The organism is Mycobacterium sp. (assembly GCF_040509115.1).
In the GTDB taxonomy this organism is placed as follows: domain Bacteria; phylum Actinomycetota; class Actinomycetes; order Mycobacteriales; family Mycobacteriaceae; genus Mycobacterium.
The window spans coordinates 1-21,334 of record NZ_JBEVLO010000408.1 but is presented as its reverse complement, the minus strand read 5'-3'; the positions used below and the strand labels follow the sequence as shown (position 1 = coordinate 21,334).

23 protein-coding genes are annotated in these 21,334 nt (G+C 68.2%); 21 read left to right on the top strand and 2 right to left on the bottom strand.

Annotation, left to right across the window (positions count from 1 at the left end):
- Window positions 1-235 precede the first annotated feature (235 nt).
- The 14 genes from ABW137_RS28270 (at window position 236) to ABW137_RS28205 (ending at window position 14,173) form a co-directional block, all read left to right on the top strand.
- A complete protein-coding gene (locus ABW137_RS28270) occupies window positions 236-1,381 on the top strand; it encodes a thiolase family protein (protein ID WP_526404954.1) in 1,146 nt (381 codons plus the stop codon).
- A complete protein-coding gene (locus ABW137_RS28265; protein ID WP_526404952.1) occupies window positions 1,381-1,770 on the top strand; it encodes a Zn-ribbon domain-containing OB-fold protein in 390 nt (129 codons plus the stop codon). The genes ABW137_RS28270 and ABW137_RS28265 overlap by 1 nt, the downstream gene beginning before the upstream one ends.
- Window positions 1,767-3,710: a CoA transferase gene (locus tag ABW137_RS28260; protein WP_526404950.1), complete on the top strand. Its 1,944-nt coding sequence runs from the start codon at window positions 1,767-1,769 to the stop codon at window positions 3,708-3,710. Before ABW137_RS28265 ends, ABW137_RS28260 begins: the two co-directional genes overlap by 4 nt.
- Window positions 3,707-5,353: a class I adenylate-forming enzyme family protein gene (locus tag ABW137_RS28255; protein WP_526404948.1), complete on the top strand. Its 1,647-nt coding sequence runs from the start codon at window positions 3,707-3,709 to the stop codon at window positions 5,351-5,353. The genes ABW137_RS28260 and ABW137_RS28255 overlap by 4 nt, the downstream gene beginning before the upstream one ends.
- Window positions 5,350-5,742 carry a Zn-ribbon domain-containing OB-fold protein gene (locus tag ABW137_RS28250; protein ID WP_526404946.1) on the top strand — a complete coding sequence of 131 codons (393 nt, stop codon included), beginning with the start codon at window positions 5,350-5,352 and terminating at the stop codon, window positions 5,740-5,742. The genes ABW137_RS28255 and ABW137_RS28250 overlap by 4 nt, the downstream gene beginning before the upstream one ends.
- Window positions 5,739-6,884, top strand: coding sequence for a thiolase family protein (locus ABW137_RS28245; RefSeq protein ID WP_526404944.1), 1,146 nt, complete (start codon window positions 5,739-5,741; stop codon window positions 6,882-6,884). The genes ABW137_RS28250 and ABW137_RS28245 overlap by 4 nt, the downstream gene beginning before the upstream one ends.
- On the top strand, window positions 6,881-7,381 hold the full coding sequence (locus tag ABW137_RS28240) for an SDR family NAD(P)-dependent oxidoreductase (RefSeq protein ID WP_526404942.1): 501 nt from the start codon (window positions 6,881-6,883) through the stop codon (window positions 7,379-7,381). Before ABW137_RS28245 ends, ABW137_RS28240 begins: the two co-directional genes overlap by 4 nt.
- Entirely contained in the window at window positions 7,378-8,154 is a 777-nt protein-coding gene (locus tag ABW137_RS28235; RefSeq protein WP_526404940.1) for an SDR family NAD(P)-dependent oxidoreductase, read from the top strand. Before ABW137_RS28240 ends, ABW137_RS28235 begins: the two co-directional genes overlap by 4 nt.
- 31 nt (window positions 8,155-8,185) lie before the next feature.
- Window positions 8,186-9,358 carry an acyl-CoA dehydrogenase family protein gene (locus ABW137_RS28230; protein WP_526404938.1) on the top strand — a complete coding sequence of 391 codons (1,173 nt, stop codon included), beginning with the start codon at window positions 8,186-8,188 and terminating at the stop codon, window positions 9,356-9,358.
- A 254-nt stretch (window positions 9,359-9,612) separates the two neighbouring features.
- The gene (locus tag ABW137_RS28225; protein WP_526404936.1) at window positions 9,613-9,930 is read left to right on the top strand and encodes a DUF732 domain-containing protein; all 318 of its coding nucleotides are present in this window, start codon (window positions 9,613-9,615) and stop codon (window positions 9,928-9,930) included.
- Window positions 9,931-10,301: 371 nt separating this feature from the next.
- Window positions 10,302-11,081 carry a GAF domain-containing protein gene (locus ABW137_RS28220; protein WP_526404934.1) on the top strand — a complete coding sequence of 260 codons (780 nt, stop codon included), beginning with the start codon at window positions 10,302-10,304 and terminating at the stop codon, window positions 11,079-11,081.
- Between the two features lie 166 nt (window positions 11,082-11,247).
- Window positions 11,248-12,411 carry a glycosyltransferase gene (locus tag ABW137_RS28215; protein WP_526404932.1) on the top strand — a complete coding sequence of 388 codons (1,164 nt, stop codon included), beginning with the start codon at window positions 11,248-11,250 and terminating at the stop codon, window positions 12,409-12,411.
- The gene (locus ABW137_RS28210) at window positions 12,408-13,367 is read left to right on the top strand and encodes a glycosyltransferase (protein ID WP_526404930.1); all 960 of its coding nucleotides are present in this window, start codon (window positions 12,408-12,410) and stop codon (window positions 13,365-13,367) included. The genes ABW137_RS28215 and ABW137_RS28210 overlap by 4 nt, the downstream gene beginning before the upstream one ends.
- Window positions 13,364-14,173, top strand: a complete 810-nt coding sequence (locus ABW137_RS28205; RefSeq protein ID WP_526404928.1) for a transglutaminase-like domain-containing protein — start codon at window positions 13,364-13,366, stop codon at window positions 14,171-14,173. The genes ABW137_RS28210 and ABW137_RS28205 overlap by 4 nt, the downstream gene beginning before the upstream one ends.
- A 4-nt stretch (window positions 14,174-14,177) precedes the next feature.
- Here the strand turns inward: ABW137_RS28205 and ABW137_RS28200 are convergent, their stop codons facing one another.
- Window positions 14,178-14,504, bottom strand: coding sequence for a hypothetical protein (locus ABW137_RS28200; RefSeq protein WP_526404926.1), 327 nt, complete (start codon window positions 14,502-14,504; stop codon window positions 14,178-14,180).
- Window positions 14,505-14,549: 45 nt separating this feature from the next.
- On the opposite strand from ABW137_RS28200, the gene ABW137_RS28195 reads away from it, so the two are divergent.
- The 7 genes from ABW137_RS28195 to ABW137_RS28165 all read left to right on the top strand — a co-directional run bounded on the left by ABW137_RS28195 (window position 14,550) and on the right by ABW137_RS28165 (window position 20,526).
- On the top strand, window positions 14,550-15,326 hold the full coding sequence (locus tag ABW137_RS28195) for a TetR/AcrR family transcriptional regulator (RefSeq protein ID WP_526404924.1): 777 nt from the start codon (window positions 14,550-14,552) through the stop codon (window positions 15,324-15,326).
- Window positions 15,244-16,389 carry a N(5)-(carboxyethyl)ornithine synthase gene (locus ABW137_RS28190; protein ID WP_526404922.1) on the top strand — a complete coding sequence of 382 codons (1,146 nt, stop codon included), beginning with the start codon at window positions 15,244-15,246 and terminating at the stop codon, window positions 16,387-16,389. The genes ABW137_RS28195 and ABW137_RS28190 overlap by 83 nt, the downstream gene beginning before the upstream one ends.
- 76 nt (window positions 16,390-16,465) lie before the next feature.
- Window positions 16,466-16,624: a DUF6307 family protein gene (locus tag ABW137_RS28185; protein ID WP_526404920.1), complete on the top strand. Its 159-nt coding sequence runs from the start codon at window positions 16,466-16,468 to the stop codon at window positions 16,622-16,624.
- Between the two features lie 118 nt (window positions 16,625-16,742).
- Window positions 16,743-18,551 (top strand): serine/threonine protein kinase StpK7, encoded by a 1,809-nt coding sequence (gene stpK7, locus ABW137_RS28180; RefSeq protein ID WP_526404918.1) that lies wholly within the window; start codon window positions 16,743-16,745, stop codon window positions 18,549-18,551.
- A 52-nt stretch (window positions 18,552-18,603) separates the two neighbouring features.
- Entirely contained in the window at window positions 18,604-19,230 is a 627-nt protein-coding gene (locus tag ABW137_RS28175) for a rhomboid-like protein (protein WP_526404916.1), read from the top strand.
- Window positions 19,231-19,318: 88 nt separating this feature from the next.
- A complete protein-coding gene (locus ABW137_RS28170; protein WP_526404914.1) occupies window positions 19,319-19,861 on the top strand; it encodes a CsbD family protein in 543 nt (180 codons plus the stop codon).
- A 2-nt stretch (window positions 19,862-19,863) separates the two neighbouring features.
- A complete protein-coding gene (locus ABW137_RS28165) occupies window positions 19,864-20,526 on the top strand; it encodes an IF2 family translation initiation factor (RefSeq protein WP_526404912.1) in 663 nt (220 codons plus the stop codon).
- 93 nt (window positions 20,527-20,619) lie between these two features.
- Here the strand turns inward: ABW137_RS28165 and ABW137_RS28160 are convergent, their stop codons facing one another.
- Complete coding sequence (locus ABW137_RS28160; RefSeq protein ID WP_526404910.1) at window positions 20,620-21,042, bottom strand: SEC-C metal-binding domain-containing protein; 423 nt, start codon at window positions 21,040-21,042, stop codon at window positions 20,620-20,622.
- Window positions 21,043-21,334 lie beyond the last annotated feature (292 nt).

Genomic DNA, 21,334 nt, shown 5'->3' with positions numbered 1-21,334 from the left:
CTCCAATTATGCATATTTGGATCAAATATCCAATGCCTCAGTCGTTATGGTTGTGACCTCCACGTGGACCAACTCCGGATAAGCGCAGGAAGAGGACGGCATAGTGCGACGTAGCTGGGGCTGAAACCCGGTGCATGAGGTAGTCCTCGTTTGACCCGGAGCCTCGGTCCACCTAGGCTATGTATCAAATATCCAGACGGCTCACCGTGGAAACGGCAAGGAGGTGATCGGAGCCATGTCTTCGACTCGCACCGCAGTCGTCGGTGTCGGAACGACCGAGTTCGGTCATCTGCCTGGGGCCAGCGCCGACGACCTCGGTACCGCCGCACTCCTGGCGGCGCTCGCCGACGCGGGCCTGTCGGTGACGGACATCGACGGGCTCATCGCGACGAGGGTCAGCAGCTATGAGGCGATCGCGTCGCGCATGCGGATCGAACCACGTTGGGCGATGCAGCTTCCGGCCGAGGGGCGGATGACGGGCGTCGCCATCGGCCAGGCCGTGATGGCCATCGAGGCCGGGATGGCGTCCACGGTGGCTCTGGTCTACGGCAACGACGGCCGCAGTGGCGGTCACACGTACGGGGGGCGCGGCGCCAGTGCCTCGTCGGCGGCGACGGGCTACGGCACCAACCCCAGCCTCACCTCCCCGTACGGGATCACGTCCCCGGGAGCGTTCTACGCGTTGATGTTTCAACGCTACTGCGCCCAATTTGGCGCGGCACCGGAACACCTCGCCCCGGTCGCCAGGACGTTTCGAGATCACGCGGCGCTCAATCCCCAGGCCGTGCTCACCGAGCCGATCTCGCTGGACGGCTATCTCGACTCCCGCTACATCGTCGAGCCGTTGCGCCTCTACGACTACTGCCAGGTCAACGACGGCGGCGTCGCGATGATCGTGACGCGTGCCGACCGCGCCGATGATTGCGCGCAGCCCGCGGTGTCGGTACTGGGTTTCGGTGGGCAGGGACAGCTCAGCGATTCCGACTTTCCGCCGGAGGACTTCTGGCACGGTGCGATCGCCGCAGTCGGACGGCGGGCGTACGAGATGGCCGGCTGCAGCCGTGCCGACGTCGACGTCTTGATGGCATACGACAACTTCAGCCCCAACGTGCTGTTCGCGTTGGAGGGGTTGGGCTTCTGCGGACCGGGGGAGGCCGGAGCCTGGATCGCGGACGGTCGAATCGGCCTGAAGGGCGAGCTCCCGGTGAACACCTCCGGAGGGCACCTGTCGGAGAGCTACATGCAGGGGTGGGGATTGAACGTCGAGGCCGTCCGACAACTGCGCGGCACCTGCGGTCCGCGGCAGGTGCACGGCGCAACGACCGCCCAATACCTTTGCCCCGCACCGTTCGTCACGTCCGTCGTGTACGGGGTGCGGTGATGTTCACCCACCGCAGCTCGCTGGCGCCGCACGTCGACGGCCTCGACCGGGGCGAACTGATGATCAGCATCTGCGCGGCCTGCGCCACGCCCGAGTTCCCGCCGCGAACCCAATGCGGGTCGTGCGGTGATACGGCAACCCCGAACTGGCGGCCGAGCAGTGGAGCCGGGCGGCTGTGGTCGTTCGCCTCGTTTCACAAGACCTATCTTCCCGACTTTCATTTGCGCACACCGTATGTCGTGGCCGTGATCGAGCTCGACGACGGTGTGCGGCTGTACGGCAACGTCACCGGCACACCGATGTCCGAACTGCACGTCGGCCAACCCGTCCAGTGCCAGTTCGGCACCGCCCACCTCGTGTTCACCACGTCCGACAGGGAGGCATCATGACCGGTCCGCTCCATGGTCTGCACGTCGTCGAGATCGCCGGCCTGGGCCCCGCCCCGTTCGCCGCCATGATGCTCGCCGACGCGGGTGCCGAGGTGCTACGCATCAACCGGCCCGGCCAAAGCACCGAGGACGCAGGGATTCTGGGACGGAGCCGCTCGGCTTCCATCACCCTCGACCTCAAGGATCCCGCCGACCTCCAGATCGCGCTCGACGAGATCCGCGAGGCCGACGTCCTCATCGAAGGCTTCCGGCCCGGCGTGATGGAGCGGCTGGGATTGGGGCCCGAATCCTGCCTGAACGTGAACCGTGGCCTCGTCTACGCCAGGGTCACCGGATGGGGGAGAACGGGTCCGCTGGCCGCCTCGGCCGGCCACGACATCAACTACCTCGCCATGACCGGGGTGCTGCGATCGATCGCCCGTGATGGCGAAACACCGGTTCCGCCACTGAATCTCGTCGGCGACTACGGTGGCGGCGGCATGCTGCTGCTGAACGGCATCCTGGCAGCGCTCTACGAGTGCAGTCGCAGCGGCCGCGGGCAAGTCGTCGACGCCGCGATGGTCGATGGAGCCAGCCTCTTGATGGCCGGGGTGTGGAACCGCGTCGGCCATGGCAGCTGGACCAGCCAGCCCGGCACCAACAGCATCGACACCGGGTCGCACTTCTACAACGTGTACCGGACCGCCGACGACGAGTTCATGGCCGTCGGCAGCATCGAAGCGCCCTTCTACCGGCGACTCCTGCAGGGCCTCGGTCTGGATCCCGCGATCTTCCCCGACCAACACGATCGTGACGCCTGGCCGGTGATGAAGCGGACGTTCGCCGAGATCTTCGCGACCCGCACCCGTGCAGAATGGACTGTCGTTTTCGCCGACCTCGACGCGTGCGTCACTCCCGTCCTCGGCATCGACGAGGCGCAAGAGCATCCTCAGATCCGGTCGAGGGGAACGCTGCTGACTCGGGGACGCACCCAGCCCGCCCCGGCGCCCCGGTACGGTAGGACCCCCTGCGCCCTCCCCGTCGTCGAGCGCGGTCTCGACGACGCCACGGCGCTGGCGACGGGCATCGGGTTCACCGAGGGACCGGTGTGGACGCCGGACGGGCGCCTCTTCGTCACCAGCCTAAGCCGCGGTGCGATCTACGAGGTGTTCCTCGACGGGCGCCCAGCGGTTCTGGTCGCCGAACCGGGGGCCGGGCCCAACGGCATGACCTTCGGGCACGACGGCAGGTTGTGGATCACCCAGAACGGCGGAGGCGTGGTGCCGAGCCGGTCGTCGCGTCAGACACCGCCGTCGATCCAGGTCTGGGATCCCGACGGGCGCCTCGAACCCGAGACGGTGCTCCACACCGGGGTCGGCAGTCCGTCGGACTGCACCTTTGGCCCCGACCGGGCCCTGTGGTTCACCGATCCCGACGGCCATGGCTTCGGCGACGACGCGCTTCCCGGTCGGGTCTGGCGCTATGACCCGGGCACCGCGGCTGCCGCGGTCATGCTCGACGACGTGTACTTCCCCAATGGCATCGCCTTCGGAGCCGACCCCACATGCCTCTACGTGGCCGAGACCGCTCGCGACCGGGTCCGCCGCTATCTGGTCACCGGCGACCGCCTCGTGCGCGATTCCACCGCGCCCGATTTGACCGTCTCCACCCCCGACGGCATCGCCGCCGACGAGGACGGGGGCTTGTGGGTCGCAGGCAGCAAGTCCGGCGTAGTGTCCCATTTCGACTCATCGGGCCGCCTGACCCAACGAATCGACATCGGTGCACGGACGCTGCCCACCAGCGTCTGCTTCGCAGGCCCCGGCCTGAAGACCCTGATCGTCACCGTCGCCAAGGGGGGCCGAGTGCTCGCATTCGACATCGACACCCCTGGCCTAGCGGTCCCGTCGCAAGAACTCGTTCCGGCCTCGGCGTCCACACTCACGGAGGAACCACGATGACCGTCGCACCACCCGCATCGCGCACGCTCGGTGCGCTGCTGCACGAGCTGGCCGAGCGTGTGGGTGAGCGGCCCGCCATTGCCTTCGAGGAGCGCGACTACTCGTTCGCCGAGGTCGATCGGCAGGTGTCGACGTTTGCAAAGGCCTTGCTGGCCAATGGCATTGAACGCGGTGACGCAGTCGCGATCCTGGCGGGCAACCGACCGGAGTGGTTGTACACCGCAATGGCGGCCGTGCGCATCGGCGCTGTCGCCGTGCCGATCAACACCTGGTATCAGCAGGAGGAACTCAGCTACGCACTGGCACACGTCGACGTGAAGGCCCTGGTGTTCCACGACCGTCTGCGCGACATCGACTACGCCCCGCTGGTGTCCAGCGCGATCTCATCGGCGACAGCACTGCGCCACGTCGTCGAGCTCGGTGAGCACCGGCTCGCAGGCGCTACGCCCCTGGCGCAGTTCCTCGACTCCGGTTCCGTCATCGGCGACGGCGACCTCGCCACGACCGAATCTAGGGTGCAGCCCGACGATCTCGCGTTCCTGATCTACACCAGCGGTAGCACCGCCAGGCCCAAGTGCGTTGCACTGGAACACCAGTCGATGATCGTCAACACGTTCAACATCGGCGAGCGGCAGGGCCTCGACGAGACCGACCGGTCGTTCCTCGCGACCCCGCTGTTCTACGGGCTTGGCGTGATCCAGGCGTTGGGTGCGACCTGGACGCACGGCGCGTGTGTCGTGTTGATGGAGGCCTACGAGGCAGGCCGCGCTCTGGAGATGCTCGAGCGGGAGCGCTGCACGGCCTACTACGGACTGGGCAACATGACCAGGAGCCTCGTCGGACATCCCGACCACGGGAGTCGCCGACTCGTCGTGCGCAAGGGCGTGCTCGGCCTCAGCGCCGCCGACCGCAGACTGGCGCGCACCGAGTTCGGCCTCGTGCTGGGTACCAGCATCTACGGATTGACCGAGTCCTACGGACTATGCGCCCTCACCGACTCCACCGATCCGGCCGACCTCAGCGAGAACACCATCGGCACCGCCCTTCCCGGCTGGGAGATCCGCATCGCCGACCCGGACACCGACGAGCAGGTGCCGACCGGTCAGGTGGGCCAGATCCTCATCCGCGGTCACCTCATGCGCGGGTACTACAAGGACCCCGAGCGAACCCGGGCGGCGATGACCGACGACGGCTTCTTCAAGACGGGTGACCTGGGTCGGCTCGACGAACGAGGCAACCTCTACTTTCACGCGCGCCTCTCCGAGCTCATGAAGCCGGGCGGGATCAACGTCAGCCCCGTCGAGGTCGAGATCCTGGTGGGCGAGGTCCCCGGCGTCCGCGAGGCCCATGTGGTGGGCATCCCGGATCCCGTCCGCGGCGAAGCCATCGTCGTCTTCGTCGACGCGGACGCCGGGGCCGTCACCGCGCACGACATCCAGCAGCACATCAGGACCAAGGCGGCCAAGTACAAGGCGCCGCAGCACGTCCTGTACCGCGCGGCTGCCGATCTGCCGCGGGTGGCCAGTGGCAAGGTCCCCAAGGCCGAGCTGCGGCGCGTCGCACTGACCGAGCTCGGCCTCGACGCGGACGGGATGCCTGCGCCCGGCCAGGCCGTGTCGTCCACCGGAGGTGAGGAACGATGACGACGACCGGATTGCCCATGCGGGCCGACGCAATCAGCCTCGAGCCGCCGGGCCTGCGCGGACTCCTGTGCGCCCGATGCGGCCGACGATCCTTCCCGGCCAGGGAGCTCTGCCCGCACTGCGGCTCGGAAGCCATCGAGCAGATCGCGTTGGCCGGGCACGGCCGGGTCGTCAGCTGGACCGTCGTCCACCAGGCACCTCCGCCGCTGCAGACGCCGTACACCCTCGTCACCGTTGACCTCGACGACGGTGTTCGCCTTCTGGGCGCGGTTGCGGACCGGGTCGAGATCGGCAGTGAGGTCACCGTGGAACTGTTCCCGATGAAGACGACCGCAGACGGAGAGGCTCTGTGGTGGTACAGGTTCCGAGCAGCTGAGGAGCAACGATGAGCGATACCTTCGTCGCAGGGGCCGGAATGGTGCGCTTCGGCAAGTTCGCCCCAGAGGTCACCTTCGAGCACCTCGCAGTCGGAGCAGCGCGGGCGGCCATCGCCGACGCCGCGGTGGAGAGCCGTGACATCCAAGCCGTCTACGTCGGCCACGTGTTCGGTGGTCCGGTCGCCGGGCAGCGCGTCGCCGTCCAACTCGGGCTGGGCGGGCTGCCGGTGTCCAACCACGAAAACTATTGCGCCAGTGGGGCCACAGCCATCCGGGAAGCCTGGATCGCCATCAAGGCCGGACTGTACGACACGGTCTTGGTGATCGGCGCGGAGAAGATGACGGACCGGGTCTCGGGCGGCGTGATGCCCGACCCCACCGACCTCGACGCGATCAACGGGCTGGTGATGGCGGCCAACCACGGCATGAGTGCGCGCCGCTACATGTCAGACCACGGCGCCACCCGCGAACAGATCGCTGCGGTCGCGGTCAAGAACCACGCCCACTCCGTGCACAATCCCTTCGCCCAGTATCAGAAGCCGATCAGCCTGGAGCAGGTACTCGATGCCCGCACCATCGCCGAACCCCTCGGCCTGCTCGACTGCAGCCCGATCAGTGACGGCGCCGCAGCGGTCGTGCTCACCAGCAAGGCGGGACTGGCCCGGCTCGGACGGTCATCGGCCCCACGGGTGGCGGGGTGCGCTCTGGTCAGCGGCACCTTGGCGACCGCGGAGGCGAGCATCAACGCCGAGGACGTGTCGCGTCGAGCCGGTGAACAGGCCTGGGAGATCACCGGTTACGGGCCTGACGACATCGATCTGGTCGAGATGCACGACTGCTTCACCATCGCCGAGATCGTACGCATGGAAGGGCTCGGGTTGGTGCCCGTCGGCCAGGGCGGAGCCTGGGCCGAGCAGGGGCACACCGCGATCGGCGGGAAGCTCCCGGTGAATCCCAGCGGGGGACTGCTCAGTCGCGGTCACCCCGTCGGGGCGACCGGTGTGGCGCAGGTGTGCGAACTGACATGGCAACTCACCGACCGCGCAGACGGACGTCAAGTCGACGATGCCGCAACGGCTCTGGCGTACTGCAAGGGCGGAACGGTCAGCGGTACCGATGGCGCGTCGGTCACCGTGGTGGTGATGTCACGATGACGGCGTCCACCAGCACCCGAGTCGACCTCACCGGTGAACCTGCCGCGCCGTCGACCGACCCGCCGGCCGACGTGCTGCAGCTGATCTATCCGGGCCACCAGGAACCGCAAGTCCTGGCGGGCAACCGTTACGAGTCCGCCGTCGTGCAACCCTTGATGACGGCGTTCTCAGTGGTGCAACACCATTGGGAGGCGATCACCGCAGCACGCGGACGCGGACGAGTCATCGTCGTGGCCCCCGCGTCCGCCGCGCTCGGTGATCCCGATCGGCCGCTCGACGCCGCCGTCGTCGGCGGGCTCATCAGCTTCGTGCGCTCGGTCGCCATCGAACTTCAACGGCATGGCGCCACCGCGCACATCCTCTTCTTCGACGAGACGCCGGACGACCCCGCGGTGCAGGCGATGATCGACACCCTCGTCGCCGACGTGTCGGGCACGGTCACCGGCCAGGAGATCTACCTGGCGGGCGGCGCGGCCCTCGGAAGGGCTCACCCGTGACCGCCGTCGCCGAACCACTTTCGCGCAGCGCCTTCATCACCGGTGCGGCAGGCGGCATCGGCAGGGGCATCGCCCTTCACCTGGCCGCTCAGGGTTACCGGCTGGCCGTCTCGGACATCTCCGAGGCGGCGTTGGACCAACTGGCCGAGGACGTCGGAACCGCCTGCGACGCAGACACCGTCGGGCTGCAGGCCGACCTGTCGGATCGCGCCTCGGTGGGTCGTGCGGTCAATGCCGCCGTCGATCGCTTCGGCGGCTTGGACGTCCTGGTGAACTGCGCGGGCATCCTGCAGGACGCCCGCATCGAGAAGATGGCGGCGGTCACCTTCCGTTCCGTTCTGGAGGTGAATCTGGTGGGCATGCTCAACACCACCGAGGCGGCACTTCCCGCCCTGCGCACGTCTGGCAGCGGGCGCGTCATCTCGCTGACCTCGAGGGCGTGGCTCGGCAACTTCGGTTCGACCAACTACGCGACGTCGAAGGGGGCGATCGCCGGTGTCAGCCGCAGTCTTGCGCTCTCGCTCGCCGGTGATGGCGTCACCGTGAACTGCATCGCCCCCGGGTTCATCGAGACGCCGATGTCGAACTCGATGCCCGACGAGATCATCGAACGGGTTCGGCAGTCGATTCCCGTGGGTCGGGCGGGCAGGCCGTCCGACGTGGCGCGTGCGGTCGCGTTCCTCGCCGCCGCGGAGGCCGATTACGTGACGGGCCAGACCATCACCGTATGTGGCGGCCGCAGTATCAGCGGGTCCATGCGGACCGGCAAGTAGCACCTTCCCCATCGAGACCACGGAGATCCACATGAAGCTCGCGGCTGAAGAACTCGCGCCTGAAGAAGAAGCCATCATCAAGACCGTCCACGACTTCGTCGAAAAGCAGGTGAGGTCGGTCGCCCGGGAGTTGGAGCACGCCAACACCTATCCAGAAGAGCTCATCGAGACGATGAAGGAGATGGGCATCTACGGCCTGGCCATCCCCGAGCCCTACGGGTACGGCGCGGTGTCGATGCCCTGCTACGTCCGGGTCACCGAGGAACTGGCGCGTGGCTGGATGAGCCTGGCCGGTGCGATGGGCGGCCACACCGTGGTGTCGAAGCTCCTGCTGTTGTTCGGCACCGAGGACCAGAAGGAGAAGTACCTACCCCGAATGGCGACCGGTGAGCTGCGCGCCACGATGGCGCTCACCGAGCCAGGCGGCGGATCGGACCTGCAGGCCATGCGCACCACCGCCCGTCGCGATGGCGAGGATGGGTACGCCATCAACGGCTCCAAGACGTGGATCTCGAATGCCCGTCGTTCCGATCTGATCGCGCTGCTGTGCAAGACAAACCCGAATGCGGAGCCCGCACACAGCGGGGTGTCGATCCTGTTGGTGGAGAAGGTCCCTGGGCTCACCATCTCCAAGGACCTGCCCAAGCTCGGCTACAAGGGGGTGGAGGCCTGCGAACTGAACTTCACCGACTGCCGGGTACCGACCACGGCGCTCCTCGGCACCACCGAGGGTCGAGGCTTCGCCCAGATGATGAAGGGTCTCGAGGTGGGCCGCCTTCAGGTCGCGGCCAGGGCCACCGGGGTGGCGCGCGCGGCGTTCGACGACGCCCTGTCCTACGCGCAGGACCGCGAGAGCTTCGGCAAGCCGATCTGGCAGCACCAGGCGGTGGGCAACATGCTCGCCGACATGGGCACCAAGCTGGCGGCGTCCCGAGCGCTGTTGCTCTCTGCGGCAGAGAAATTCGATTCCGGTGAGCGCTGCGACATGGAAGCGGGAATGGCCAAGCTGTTCTGCTCGGAGACCGCGATGCAGATCGCCATGGACGCGGTGCGCGTGCACGGTGGATACGGATACTCCACCGAGTACGACGTGGAGCGGTACTTCCGCGATGCGCCCCTGATGATCGTCGGCGAGGGGACCAACGAGATCCTGAAGGGCGTCATCGCCAAGCAACTCGTCAAGCGGGGCGGCGTCGCGATCTGAGCGTCCCGGCGCGGGTTGCTGAGGGGACGGCGTTCAAATCCCTTGCCAGACATGAGTATCGGGACGGGACGGCGAGCCGATGCGAAACATCGTGGGAACTGCCCGTGCGTTCGCCGAAAATTAACTGTCAGTTGCTGCGCGTGGACGAGATCGGCGTCGTATGCTCCTATCCTCCCGAGGCGATTGGGGGGCGGTTCGCTGCCGATGTTTCGCCACGGGGCAGATCCATCTGAACAGAACATGGGGGACTACCGATGAAGAAGATCAACCGCGCACTGGCCGTTGCCGCCGTGTCCGCAGCAGCCGTCGGCGCGACGCTGCTGGCGCCAGCCATCGCTTCGGCATCGCCTGCCGACGACGCCTACCTGGGCGCCCTCGACGGCCAGCTCATCACGTACCCGTCCGACTCGTATGCGATCTCCACCGGGCACGACGTCTGCAGTCTGCTCGACGATGGTGCCTCGACCACCGACGTGGCCCTTGAGTTGAGCAACAACTCGGGCCTCGAGCTGGAGGACACCGGCTTCATCGTGGGTGCCAGCATCGGGGCGTACTGCCCCTGGAACGGCTGATCAGAGCCCGCTCCACGTGGCAGACGGTGCGTGCAGGCCGAACGGTCAGCGCTTCTTGTGCATCGTCGTCTCGATCGCCGACGGCTGATCGGCCTTCGAGCGCTTGTCGGCGCGTTTCTCCTTGAGGGACTTGCCTGCCTTCTTGGACATGGACGACCTTGGGGATTTGTCAGACATCACTGGCCCTTTGCATTGGGGGCCTGGGTGGTCCCGATCTCCGAACCATACGCGCCCGCAGCCTTCGCGACCGTGCAGCGGAGACACTCCGCGCCAAGATGATTCGCCATGAACCATGCCCCGCCACTTCGCTCGGCGGTCCCGGGCATAGGCTCGAGGCTCCTCGCTGCACCACCCGGCTGACAGGTATCCCGATGTCGGAGTCCATCTCCGAAGACGAGTCCGCGCAGTTCAGCGCCGACGCCGCGGACCTGCGGGCGGGCCTCGACGACCTGGCCGGTCTGCTCGCGGGCAGCCTCGAGCTCCCCGAGTTGCTCACCCAGGTGGCCGCCTTCACGGTGCGCGCGATCCCCGGCGCCGACGGGGCCGCCGTCACGCTGCTGCGGTCCGGCGACACGGAGACGGGCGTGGCAGCCCGCGCGGCCAGTGCGTCGTTCGTCGAGGCCATCGACGAGATTCAATACGCGATCCTCGACGAGGGACCGTGCATCACCGCGGTGCGGGACGGTCGCGCCGTGCGGTCGGGCTCGCTGGGCGGGGAGAAGATGTGGCCCAGGTTCGGGCCCCGGGTCGGCCGGATGGGCGTGCACAGCGTGCTGGCGCTGCCGTTGCTGCTGCCCGACCGCGTCGTCGGGGCGATCGGCGTCTACGCCTACGCCAAGGACGCCTTCGACGGGCATGCCGAGGAGCTCGGGGAACTGTTCGCCACGCCGGCGGCCGTCGCGGTGCACAATGCGCAGGCGCTGGCCGAGGCGCTCACGCTCAACGCTCAGCTGCGGGCGGCGCTGTCCACCAGGCCCACCATCGACCAGGCGATCGGCATCATCCGGGCCCGTACCGGGCGCAGCGGCGCCGACGCGTTCGCGCAACTGCAGGCGATGAGCCAGGCCGATCACCGCAAGCTCGCCGACGTTGCCGCGCTGGTCGTCGAGGAGGCCGTGCGACGCGCGCAGGCCCGCAAGAAACCCGTCTAGCAGCTCGAACGGTATTCGTCGACCAGCTGAGGCACCCCTTGGGGTGGTAACCTCAAGGACGTTGGGAACCCAACCAGTCCGGGATTGACGCAGCTGTCCGCCGCTGCTCTCTACGAGCCGCCGCTCACGCCGGGCACTCCGGTGACATCCGCCCGTCGGGACCACCTTGACCTACCCAACCCGTTTTCCGTCCTTCGCAGGTCATGTCGCGCCGCGACGCGTTTCACCACCCAGCATCGGAATCCTCACCACCTTCCCGCCGACACCCTGCGGCCTCGCCACCTTCAGTGTCGGGCTCGCGGACGGTCTGTCCGCCAAGAACTGCGACGTCGGCGTGATCCGCGTGGCCGACGGCGCGGAAGCGACCAGCCCGGCCGTCATCGGCGAGCTCGTCGGCGGGTCGCCCGCGTCCGCGGCCGCCTGCGCCGAACTGCTCAACGAGCGCGACGTCGCGATCGTCCAGCACGGCGTCGACGTCTACGGCGACGAATTGCTCGGTGTCGTCGACGGGCTGCGGGTGCCGACCATCGTCGTCGTCCACGACGTGCCCAAAGTGCCTACCGCAGAACAACGTTCGGTCATGATGCGATTGACCGCGCGAGCGGATCGCATCGTCGTGATGTCCGAGGCCGCCAACGAGCGCCTCCGCGACCAGTACGCGCTCGACCAGCACACGGTGCACACCATCGGACGGGGCGCGACGCTGCCGACCGTCGCCCCGCTGAAGCGGGCGGGCCGACCTACCCTGCTGACCTGGGGCCTGATGGGGCCTGGCAAGGGCGTCGAGCGTGTCATCGACGCGATGGGCACGCTTAAGGAGCTCCGCGGCCAGCCGCGCTACCTCGTCGCAGGCGCGACCCACCCGAAGGTGCTGGCCACCGACGGTGAGGCGTACCGCGAGGCCTGCATCGAACGCGCCCGCAGCACCGGCGTTGCCAGCGCGGTGCACTTCGACAGCATCTACCGCAGCACGGCGTCGCTGTCTGCCCTGATCCAGACCTCGGCCGCCGTGGTGCTGCCGTATGACTCCACCGAGCAGGTCAACTCCGGCGTGCTGGTCGACGCGCTGGCGGCGGGCCGTCCCGTCGTCGCCACCGCATTCCCGCACGCCGTGGAACTCCTGGGCAGCGGGGCGGGCGTCGTGGTCGACCACGACGATCCCGAGGCGTTGGCGTTCGCGTTGCGGCGGATGCTGACCGACCCCCGGCTGACCGGCGACATGGCCGCCGAGGCGCGACGCCTGGCGCCGACCCTGGCGTGGAAGGTGGCCGCCGCCGCGTACGTGACCATGGTTGGCCGCCTCCTCACCGAGCGCTCGGCACTGGTATGACGCCGCGGCCCGTCTTCGACCACCTCCTGCGGCTCTCCGACCGACGCGGGACCGTCGAACACGCGCTGCTCGCCGAACCGCAACGCAGTGGCGGCTACTGCACCGACGACATGGCGCAGGTTCTCGTCGTCGCCACCCGCCAGCCCGACCCCGACGGCAGCGTGAAGGGTCTGGCCGGCCTGGCCGTGCGGTTCCTGAACGAGGCGCAATCGTATGCGGGAACCTGCCGAAACCGGATGGACGCCAACGGAAACTGGCTCGACCAACCGACCGCGGACGAGTGGTGGGGCCGGTGCCTGTGGGCGCTGGGCACCGCCGCCGCGCACAGTAGCGTCGGGCTGGTCCGCCGGGTTGCCGTCATCCAGTTCGAGCGGGCCGCGAAGGTGCGGTCACCTTCGCCGAGGGCGATGGCGTTCGCCGCGTTGGGTGCCGCCGAGATCGTCGGCGTCGAGCCCGATCACCTCGAGGCCCGCATGCTCCTCGCCGCCTACGCCGACGCCGTCACCGAACCCGACGACGCCACCTCGCCCCCGGCTGAGCCACAACCCAGTGACGCGACTCCGGTCGTGGCCGAGGCCATGATCGCCGTTGGCACTGCACTGGACCGACCGAAGCTGTGCCAGCAGGGCCTCGACCTGCTCACGTGGCTGGTGGCCCACGACGGGCAGCGGCAGGCATTCGAGCGTCAGCCGGGTCAGGTGGCCGAGCTGGCCGATGCCTGTGCCCGCGCCGCCACCGTGGACGCCAGCCCGGCGTGGCCGGACGGGGTGCGTGCCGCGGTCGCCTGGTTCGAGGGCGCCAACGACGCCGGTGCGGCGATGTGGGACCCCGTGACCGGCGGGGGTTTCGACGGCCAGCACGCCGATGGGATCGACCCCAACCAGGGGGCGGCCGCCACGCTTGCCGTGCTGTCGACTCTGCAGAACGCGCAACGCTTCTCGACCGTGGCGACATGACGCTCAAGCGCGACGTCGCCTGCCAGCTCGACGTCGACGTCACCGCACCGACGACGCTGGAGTTCCAGATCGCGATCGCGCCGCATCCGAACACCGAGGTGTGGGAGGCGCTGTCGTTCACCTTGGACGGCAACGTGGTGCACCCCAAGGAGATCAGCGGCGCGCACGGCAACCGGATTCACGTCTTCGATGCCCCGGTCGGCAACGTGCAGGTGGCCTATTCGGCGACGATCGTCGGGCAGACCGATCCGGCGCCGGTGACCGACTACGACCTGTCGATGTATCTGCGGCCCAGCCGGTACGCCGAGGCCGACAAGTTCTATGGTTTCGCGGCCACGGAGTTCAGCCAGTACCTCGACTCGGCCGCGCTGCTGGAGAAGGTGTCGTCGTGGGTGGGCGGCCGACTGAACTACGTCCCGGGCTCCAGTGATCCCATCGATGGCGCCGTCGACACTCTCCTCGCCGGTGCGGGCGTGTGCCGTGACTTCGCGCACTTGGTGGTGGCGATGCTGCGCGCGGTCAACGTCCCGGCGCGGCTGGTAGCGGTCTACGCGCCTGGGCTGTACCCGATGGACTTCCACGCCGTCGCGGAGGCCTACGTCGACGGGGCGTGGCGTGTGGTCGACGGCACGCTGCTGGCGCCGCGGCAGAGCCTGGTGCGCATCGCCACCGGGCGCGACGCGTCGGACACCGCGTTCCTGGCCAACCACAAGGGCGCGATCGTGCTGAACTCGATGTCGGTGACGGCGGTGGTCGACGGGCAGCTGCCCTTCGACTCGATCGATCAGCTGGTGTCGATCCGCTGAACGCTCAGCGGGCGACGTCGCCCCGCATGCCTGGTTTCGGCTCGGCTGCTTCGGCTTTCGCGGCGAGCTCGTCGACGATCCGGTCATGCTGCTGGACCAGTCTGGCGTCCTCGACGGCCTCGTCGAGAAGGCTGGTGCCCGCGTAGAGGCGGCGCTCGCTCCGCATCCGTCGGCCCCAGAAGGCGACCGAACCGGCAAGGGCGACGGCCGCGAAGACGGCGACGGCGATCATCATCATCGTGTTGGCGGAGATGCGGGCCTCCTGACGGTCTTCGTCGCGGACGCTATGTGGCGACAGGTCCAGTGAACGCGGATTTCGATCGGGTGTCAACAATGTTGACACCTGGCGCCAGTGGGCCGGTTAGCATTCTCGACGATGACGAAAACGCCGACGGTGTCGATGCCGACGGCCGCGCCGTCGCCCCCCGACGGGGGTGGGGTCAGCCGGTCGGTCATCCTGCGGTGCGCCCTGACGATCGTCGACCAGGACGGCGTCGACGGCCTGTCCATGCGTCGCCTCAGCGGACTGGTCGGTCGGGATCCCGCGGTGATCTACCGGCACGTGCCGAGCAAGTCGGCACTGCTCGACGGCATCCCGGAGATCGTGTTCGGCGAGTTGATGGTCGACGTCACCGATCCGGACTGGCAGGCCCAGCTGCGGGTGGTGGCCCACGCGTTCCGGCGGCTGGCGCTGGAACATCCAAACGTGGTGCCGCTGATCGTGACTCGTCCGGCGGCGACGCCGTTGGGCAAGCGCCCGGTCGCGATGCTGAGGCCGCTGGAGGACGTGCTGACCCTTCTGACGCTGTCGGGGTTCGACGTCGTCGCCGCTCTTCACGTCTACCGCGTCGTCTTCAGCTTCCTCCAAGGTCACGTCCTGACCGAGTTGCAGGAGACGGTCGGACGCCGCGGCGACGCCCCCGAGCCTGCCCCGCTGGACGAATGTCCGCACGTGGGGTCGCTGGCCAAGGAGTTGGACGGGTACGACGGCGCCGCCGAACTCGACCGCGGACTCGATCTCCTGCTCGCAGGCCTGACCGCCCCACGACCCCCAACCCCTCGGAGCCCACTTGAGCAACCTCAGCCTCGGCATCATCGCGCTCACGCACAAGGAGAACGAGCATCGCCTCCCGATTCACCCGGAGCATCTTGACCGGGTCGACGAGGACGTGCTCAGCCGCATCTACCTGGAGCGTGGGTACGGCGAGCACTTCGGCATCTCCGACAAGAAGCTGTCGCGGTCGGTGGCGGGGATCCGGTCGCGGGCGGAGCTGATCGCCGAGTGCGACGTCATCCTGTTGACCAAGCCCGACGCCGACGACCTGGCGGAGTTGCGTGACGGGCAGGTGCTGTGGGGCTGGCCGCACTGCGTGCAGGACGAGGCGCTGACGCAGCAGGCGATCGACCGCCGCCTCACCCTCATCGCGTTCGAGGCGATGAACCTCTGGCGCAAGGACGGCTCCTTCAAACTGCATGTCTTCCACAAGAACAACGAGATGGCCGGATACTGCTCGGTCTTTCACGCGCTGGAGATCATCGGCTCGACGGGCACCTACGGTAGGCGTCTTCGCGCGGCGGTCATCGGCTTCGGTGCCACGGCGCGTGGTGCGGTGACGGGGCTGAACGCGGTCGGCATCCACGACATCGACATCCTGACCAACCGCAACGTCGCCGAGGTGGCCTCGCCGATCCACTCCGCCGAGATCGTGCAATTCGAGTCCGACGACGACGGATCGAGCTTCGCGCTGACCGACGATGGCCGGGTGCCGCTGGCCGGTTTCCTGGCCGAGCACGACGTCGTCGTCAACTGCGTGCTACAGGATCCCAACGCGCCGCTGGTGTTCCTGGCCGAGGCGGACTTGAAGGCCTTCCGGCCGGGGAGTCTGTTCATCGACGTATCCTGCGATGCGGGAATGGGTTTCAGCTGGGCGCTCCCGACGTCGTTCGAGGAACCGACGTTCATCGTCGGTGACAACATGACCTACTACGCCGTCGACCACAGCCCGTCCTATCTGTGGAACGCCGCGACGTGGGAGATCAGCGAGGCGTTGATCCCCTATCTCCCAACGATTCTCGGCGGTCCGGAGGAGTGGGACGACGACGAGACGGTGCGCCGCGCGATCGAGATCCGCGACGGCGTCATCGCCAACCCGGACATCCTGGCGTTTCAGCATCGGGAGTCGGAATACCCGCACGTCCGTGTGGATCCGCAGTGATCATGAGCAGCGTAGTGTCATGGATATCGAGCAGCTCGGTTCCGAGCGCACATGCTCGGCTGCAAAGGACAACACGATGGCTTCGCCCACGACGCTCCGCACCCCCTACGAGAACCGTCTGAATCTCGTCAAGACGACGATCATCGCTCATTCCAAGCTCGACGACGAGGCCGCGAACCTGTTGGCCATCGAGGTTCTCCACGTGCTGAACTCGATTCCCGAGAAGGTGCGCTGAGCATCACCTGACTCCGTCGGCTCCCTGGTCCTTGCCCGGTCGAAGACGTATTCCGCAACTGTGCGGTAGCTTCTATCGACACTGTCACGCGGGGTGGGCGGTGGCCAGGGAGTAGACGGTGGACGGAACGCCATTCGGGCACTATCAGCTGCAAGAGCTGTTGGGCCGTGGCGGCATGGGCGAGGTGTACCGCGCCTACGACACCAGAACCGATCGGGTCATCGCGCTCAAGGTGCTGCCGCACCACATGGCCGAGGACGAGGTCTTCCAGCAGCGGTTCCGCCGGGAGTCGCAGGCCGCGGCCAGCCTGAGCGATCCGCACGTGGTCCCGATCCACGGCTACGGCGAGATCGACGGCAGGCTGTACCTGGACATGCGGCTCATCGAGGGCCGCACGTTGGGCGACATCCTGGCCAAGCGTGAGAAGCCGATCGACAAGGCGCTGGCCGTCAAGGTGGTGGAGCAGGTCGCGACGGCACTGGACGCCGCGCACGCGACGGGCTTGATTCACCGCGACGTCAAACCGTCGAACATCCTGATCACCGCGAGTGAGTTCGCGTACCTGATCGACTTCGGGCTGGCGCGCACCGCCGGCGACGAGGGCATGACGACCGCGGGCAGCACTCTGGGCACGTTGGCGTACATGGCGCCGGAGCGGTTCGACGGGGGGTCGAGCGATCCGCGGTCGGACATCTACGCACTGACGTGTGTGCTGTACGAGAGCCTGACCGGGTCGCGGCCCTATCCGGCGGACAGCCTCGAGCAGCAGATCGCCGGGCACATGGTGACCGCGCCGCCCAAACCGTCGGCGTTCGATCCGAAGCTCGCGGCCTTCGACCCCGTGATCGCCAGGGGCATGGCCAAGAAACCCGCGAAGCGGTATCAGACCGCGGCGGAGCTGGCGGCAGCCGCCCGTAGCGCGCTGAACGCGCCGGTGCGCTCGACCGGGTCGGGCAGGCATTCGGCAGGCCGGCTGCCTGCGGTACGACGGCCGCACCTCTCGCGCCGGGTGGTCGCGGTCACCGTGGCGGTGGTGCTGGGCGCCGGATTGGGGACGTTCGCGGTCTGGCAGTGGCGCGGCGGGACCGACGGTGACCCTCGGCAGGCCGCCGTCGCGGACAGCACGGCGCCGCCGGATCCGAACCTGCCCGCGGGCGCGGTGGCGTCGATCGCGGCGACGGTGCCTGCGAACGTCCGGGAGTCCGGGCGGCTGGTGATCGGCATCAACGTGCCCTATGCGCCCAACGAGTTCAAGGATTCGTCGGGGACGATCGTCGGCTTCGACGTGGACCTGATGAACGCGGTGGCGCGGACGCTGGGCCTGCGGCCGGACTACCGGGAGACGGCGTTCGAGAGCATCATCCCTTCGGTGCAGGGGGCCAGCTTCAACGTCGGGGCGTCGTCGTTCACCGACACCGCTGAGCGCGAGCAGCTCGTCGACTTCGTGACGTACTACGAGGCGGGCAATCTGTGGGCGCGCAGGACGGGCACGACGGCCGATCCCGGCGCAGCATGCGGACTGAGAGTCGGTGTGGCGCAAGGCGGTTTGCAACAGAGTTCGGAGATTCCGGCGAAGAGTGATGCGTGCGTTGGGGCGGGGCTGTCACCGATCGACATGGTGGTCTACACCCGCCAGGACGATCTGACGAAGGCGCTGATCGCCGGGGAAGTGGACGCGATGTCGGCGGACTCGCCCGTGACGGGCTTCGCGGTGAAGCTCAGCGCAGGCGAGCTGGAGACCACCGGTCCCGTCATGGACTCCGCCCCGTACGGCTGGCCGGTGGCCAAGGACTCGGGGCTGGCGGAGCCGTTGAAGCAGGCGCTGGCACACCTGATGGCGACGGGCGAGTACCAGACCATCGCCGCCACCTGGGGCGTGGAGATGGGGCTGATCGACGAGCCGGCCATCAACGGGGCGGGCGGCTAGCTTCTCGTCGTCGCCCTGATCCACTCCTGGCAGCTCGGTCTACCGTGGCGCCATGGAGAAGCTGGTTCGTGACGTTGCCAGCGCACCGTTGACCTTCGCCTGGCTGGCGGTCCTGTTCGTCACGACGCGGCGGCAGCGTTCGGCGGGGTGGCGGGGGTCGCGGCGGATCCAGCGCCGCCATTCGACCAACCTGCGGCGGCTGCGGACCGAACCGCTGCGGGTGTTGGTGGCCAGTCTGTTCTGGCTCGACGATCGCAGATGGTGGCCGTACGTGCCGCTGTTCGTCGGGGTGGTGGCTCCGGCCGAGCGGCGGCTGCGGTGGTGGCGGTGGCTTCTCGTCGGGCTGGTGGCGCACGTCGTCGCGACGTACGTCGGCCAGGAGCACCTGGGCTGGCGGATTCGCAGGGGCAGGGCGCCGCGACGGTTGGTCGATGCCCGCGACGTCGGGGTGAGCTATTTCGTGCTCGGGGTGGCGGGCACGTTGACGGGTTACGTCGAGCGAAGGTGGCGGACGCGGTGCCAGGCGGCGGGTCTGACGGCGTTGGCGGTCAACGCGGCGGCGCGACCGACGTATACCGAGGTGGGCCACCTGACGGCGTTCGCGGTTGGCCTCGTCGCCTCATCGGTGGCGCCCGGTCGTGACGGCCTGCCCTACCCGCCCACCGTCGGGTCGTCCTGACCCCACGGGACCGGGGTGGCCCTCGCCACTCTTGGGTTTGGAACGTCGCTCACCAGGTATGTGGAGCAGCGACGCAAAGGAGACATACATGACTGACGACAAGGCCGGTGAAGCCCGCAAGGGCCTGATCGATTCCGTCAAGGGCAAGGCGAAGGAAGTGGCCGGTGCGCTCACCGGGAACGACTCGCTGACCGCCGAAGGCCAGCTCGAACAGACGCAGGCCAGCGAGCGCAAGGAGGCGAACGCGGCCCAGGCCGTCGCCGACGCCGAGGCCGAGCAGGCCGCCGAGGTGGCCAGGGAGGCTCAGCTCGACGGGGCCGCGAAGCGCGGCGCCGTTGAGGCACAGACCGCCGCGGTGGAGCACACCATCGACGAGCAGAAGGCCGAGCAGAAGAGGGCAGCCGAGCAGGCCGCCCAGCGTGACATCACGGCCGCGCAGCGCCAGGCCGAGGCAGGCAAGCAGCGCGACGTGGCACTGGCCGAGGCCAAGAAGGAAGCGGCCCTCGACGAGGCGTCCGACCAGCACGCCGACGCCATCGTCGACTACGCGGACACGACGGCTGACGCCGCGGCGAAGAAGGCCGAAGCCGACAAGCTGAGGCGCGAAGCCCAGAGCACCGAGGGGATCTGACCATGACCATCACCGAAATTCCGATCGCGATCCTGCGCCTGCAGTACCGCATCGCTAGGACCCCGTTGCAGCTCGTCGAGGATCGCTTCGTGTCCCGCATGGACGCTGAGGCGCCTGCGCGGCTGTTCTACGAGCGCTCCCTCGGTGTCCTCGACGCCGTCGCGGGCGCCGTCCTGAAGGACGACGACATCGCCCGTCGGGGCAACAAGCTCGCCGAGCGAAGCGCCAACCTGACCCGGGCGGCCAAGCTCGACGCCGAGGCGTCCGCAGAGGCTGAGGCGGCCACCGCCGAGCTGCGCCAGGCCAAGGACGACGCCGCCGCCGCGGAGGAGAACGCCCGCGAGCAGAAGCAGCGCGACGAGCAGAAGGCCCGCGATGCCGCCGCTCAGCGCAAGGCCGACGCCGCCGACACCGCGGCCAAGCGCGCCAGCGCGGTGAAGGAGCAGGCCGAAGAGGAGGCCAACCGGAAGGCGAACGCCGCGGAATCGCAGAAGCTGGCCGCCAAGAACAGGATCGACGCGGCCGAGAAGACCAAGCTGAAGGTCGCCGACGCGCAGCGCGACGACGCGGCGGAAAAGCGCGCCGAGGCACAGAGCAAGCGTGCCAACGCCGACGCCGTCGAGAGTCTGGCCGACGCCGAGAAGGCGAAGCGCAAGGACTCTTAACGAGTCGATCCCGCCTGCACCGCGGGAACCGTCTTGGAGTGATCGTCGACGCCATCGAGCCAGATGGCGTCGACGTTCTGCTGTCGAAGCTGCCTACGGCGTCCGGCTTCGCGGCGTTCGGCGTTGACGTGCCGGCGCGCTAGGTCGGCCGTGGCAGTCCGCGTATTGCCTGCCGCGGTCGCAGAAGCACGGGCTTCCCTGAGGAAGCGGCAGGCGATCGAGGCGGCCCTCGATGACGTTGACGACGGTGGCATGCACCTGCTCGGAGGTGGCATGCATCGTCGAGGTCGAGGAGAGCGCCTGGAGCACGTCGACGACGGTGGACACCGTGGCGTGGACCCACGCCACGTTCCGGTCGTCGTGCAGGCCGATCCAGGATTCGAGCGGCGGGGATATCGGTGCGATGGCCGACTTCAGGCTTTCGATGGTCCTGGCGTCGCTGGCGGAGCCCAGGGCGGGCTTGATTCGTTGCAGGACCACCAGCGGCATCCCGTCGAAGACGAGCCTCAAGTGCACGGTGGCGAACCGCCACGACGTCCGTACGTCGGTGCTGCGGTGCCCGCAGTATCGGCACGGGGAACTGGGCGCACCCGCGTCGTATGAGCTGATGACCTTGGCGAATGGCGACCCGCAACTTTCGCAGCGACGCGTTCGGATGGGAGCGCGGCTGTCGGGGTTCCGTGTCACCATGGCAAACTTCCGGTCGACATAGAAAAGGGTTGTCTGGAGTAGTTTAAGTAGCAGGACACGGCCTAGGCAAACGCTGGACCCCGGTGTTTGCGGGGGCCGTCTTTGCTGGCTGCAACGC

Bases quoted from the DNA above. Each gene is read 5' to 3' on its own strand.
- ABW137_RS28270 (WP_526404954.1), top strand. From the start codon at position 236: ATGTCTTCGACTCGCACCGCAGTCGTCGGTGTCGGAACGACCGAGTTC.
- ABW137_RS28265 (WP_526404952.1), top strand. From the start codon at position 1,381: ATGTTCACCCACCGCAGCTCGCTGGCGCCGCACGTCGACGGCCTCGAC.
- ABW137_RS28260 (WP_526404950.1), top strand. From the start codon at position 1,767: ATGACCGGTCCGCTCCATGGTCTGCACGTCGTCGAGATCGCCGGCCTG.
- ABW137_RS28255 (WP_526404948.1), top strand. From the start codon at position 3,707: ATGACCGTCGCACCACCCGCATCGCGCACGCTCGGTGCGCTGCTGCAC.
- ABW137_RS28250 (WP_526404946.1), top strand. From the start codon at position 5,350: ATGACGACGACCGGATTGCCCATGCGGGCCGACGCAATCAGCCTCGAG.
- ABW137_RS28245 (WP_526404944.1), top strand. From the start codon at position 5,739: ATGAGCGATACCTTCGTCGCAGGGGCCGGAATGGTGCGCTTCGGCAAG.
- ABW137_RS28240 (WP_526404942.1), top strand. From the start codon at position 6,881: ATGACGGCGTCCACCAGCACCCGAGTCGACCTCACCGGTGAACCTGCC.
- ABW137_RS28230 (WP_526404938.1), top strand. From the start codon at position 8,186: ATGAAGCTCGCGGCTGAAGAACTCGCGCCTGAAGAAGAAGCCATCATC.
- ABW137_RS28225 (WP_526404936.1), top strand. From the start codon at position 9,613: ATGAAGAAGATCAACCGCGCACTGGCCGTTGCCGCCGTGTCCGCAGCA.
- ABW137_RS28220 (WP_526404934.1), top strand. From the start codon at position 10,302: ATGTCGGAGTCCATCTCCGAAGACGAGTCCGCGCAGTTCAGCGCCGAC.
- ABW137_RS28210 (WP_526404930.1), top strand. From the start codon at position 12,408: ATGACGCCGCGGCCCGTCTTCGACCACCTCCTGCGGCTCTCCGACCGA.
- ABW137_RS28205 (WP_526404928.1), top strand. From the start codon at position 13,364: ATGACGCTCAAGCGCGACGTCGCCTGCCAGCTCGACGTCGACGTCACC.
- ABW137_RS28195 (WP_526404924.1), top strand. From the start codon at position 14,550: ATGACGAAAACGCCGACGGTGTCGATGCCGACGGCCGCGCCGTCGCCC.
- ABW137_RS28185 (WP_526404920.1), top strand. From the start codon at position 16,466: ATGGCTTCGCCCACGACGCTCCGCACCCCCTACGAGAACCGTCTGAAT.
- ABW137_RS28175 (WP_526404916.1), top strand. From the start codon at position 18,604: ATGGAGAAGCTGGTTCGTGACGTTGCCAGCGCACCGTTGACCTTCGCC.
- ABW137_RS28170 (WP_526404914.1), top strand. From the start codon at position 19,319: ATGACTGACGACAAGGCCGGTGAAGCCCGCAAGGGCCTGATCGATTCC.
- ABW137_RS28165 (WP_526404912.1), top strand. From the start codon at position 19,864: ATGACCATCACCGAAATTCCGATCGCGATCCTGCGCCTGCAGTACCGC.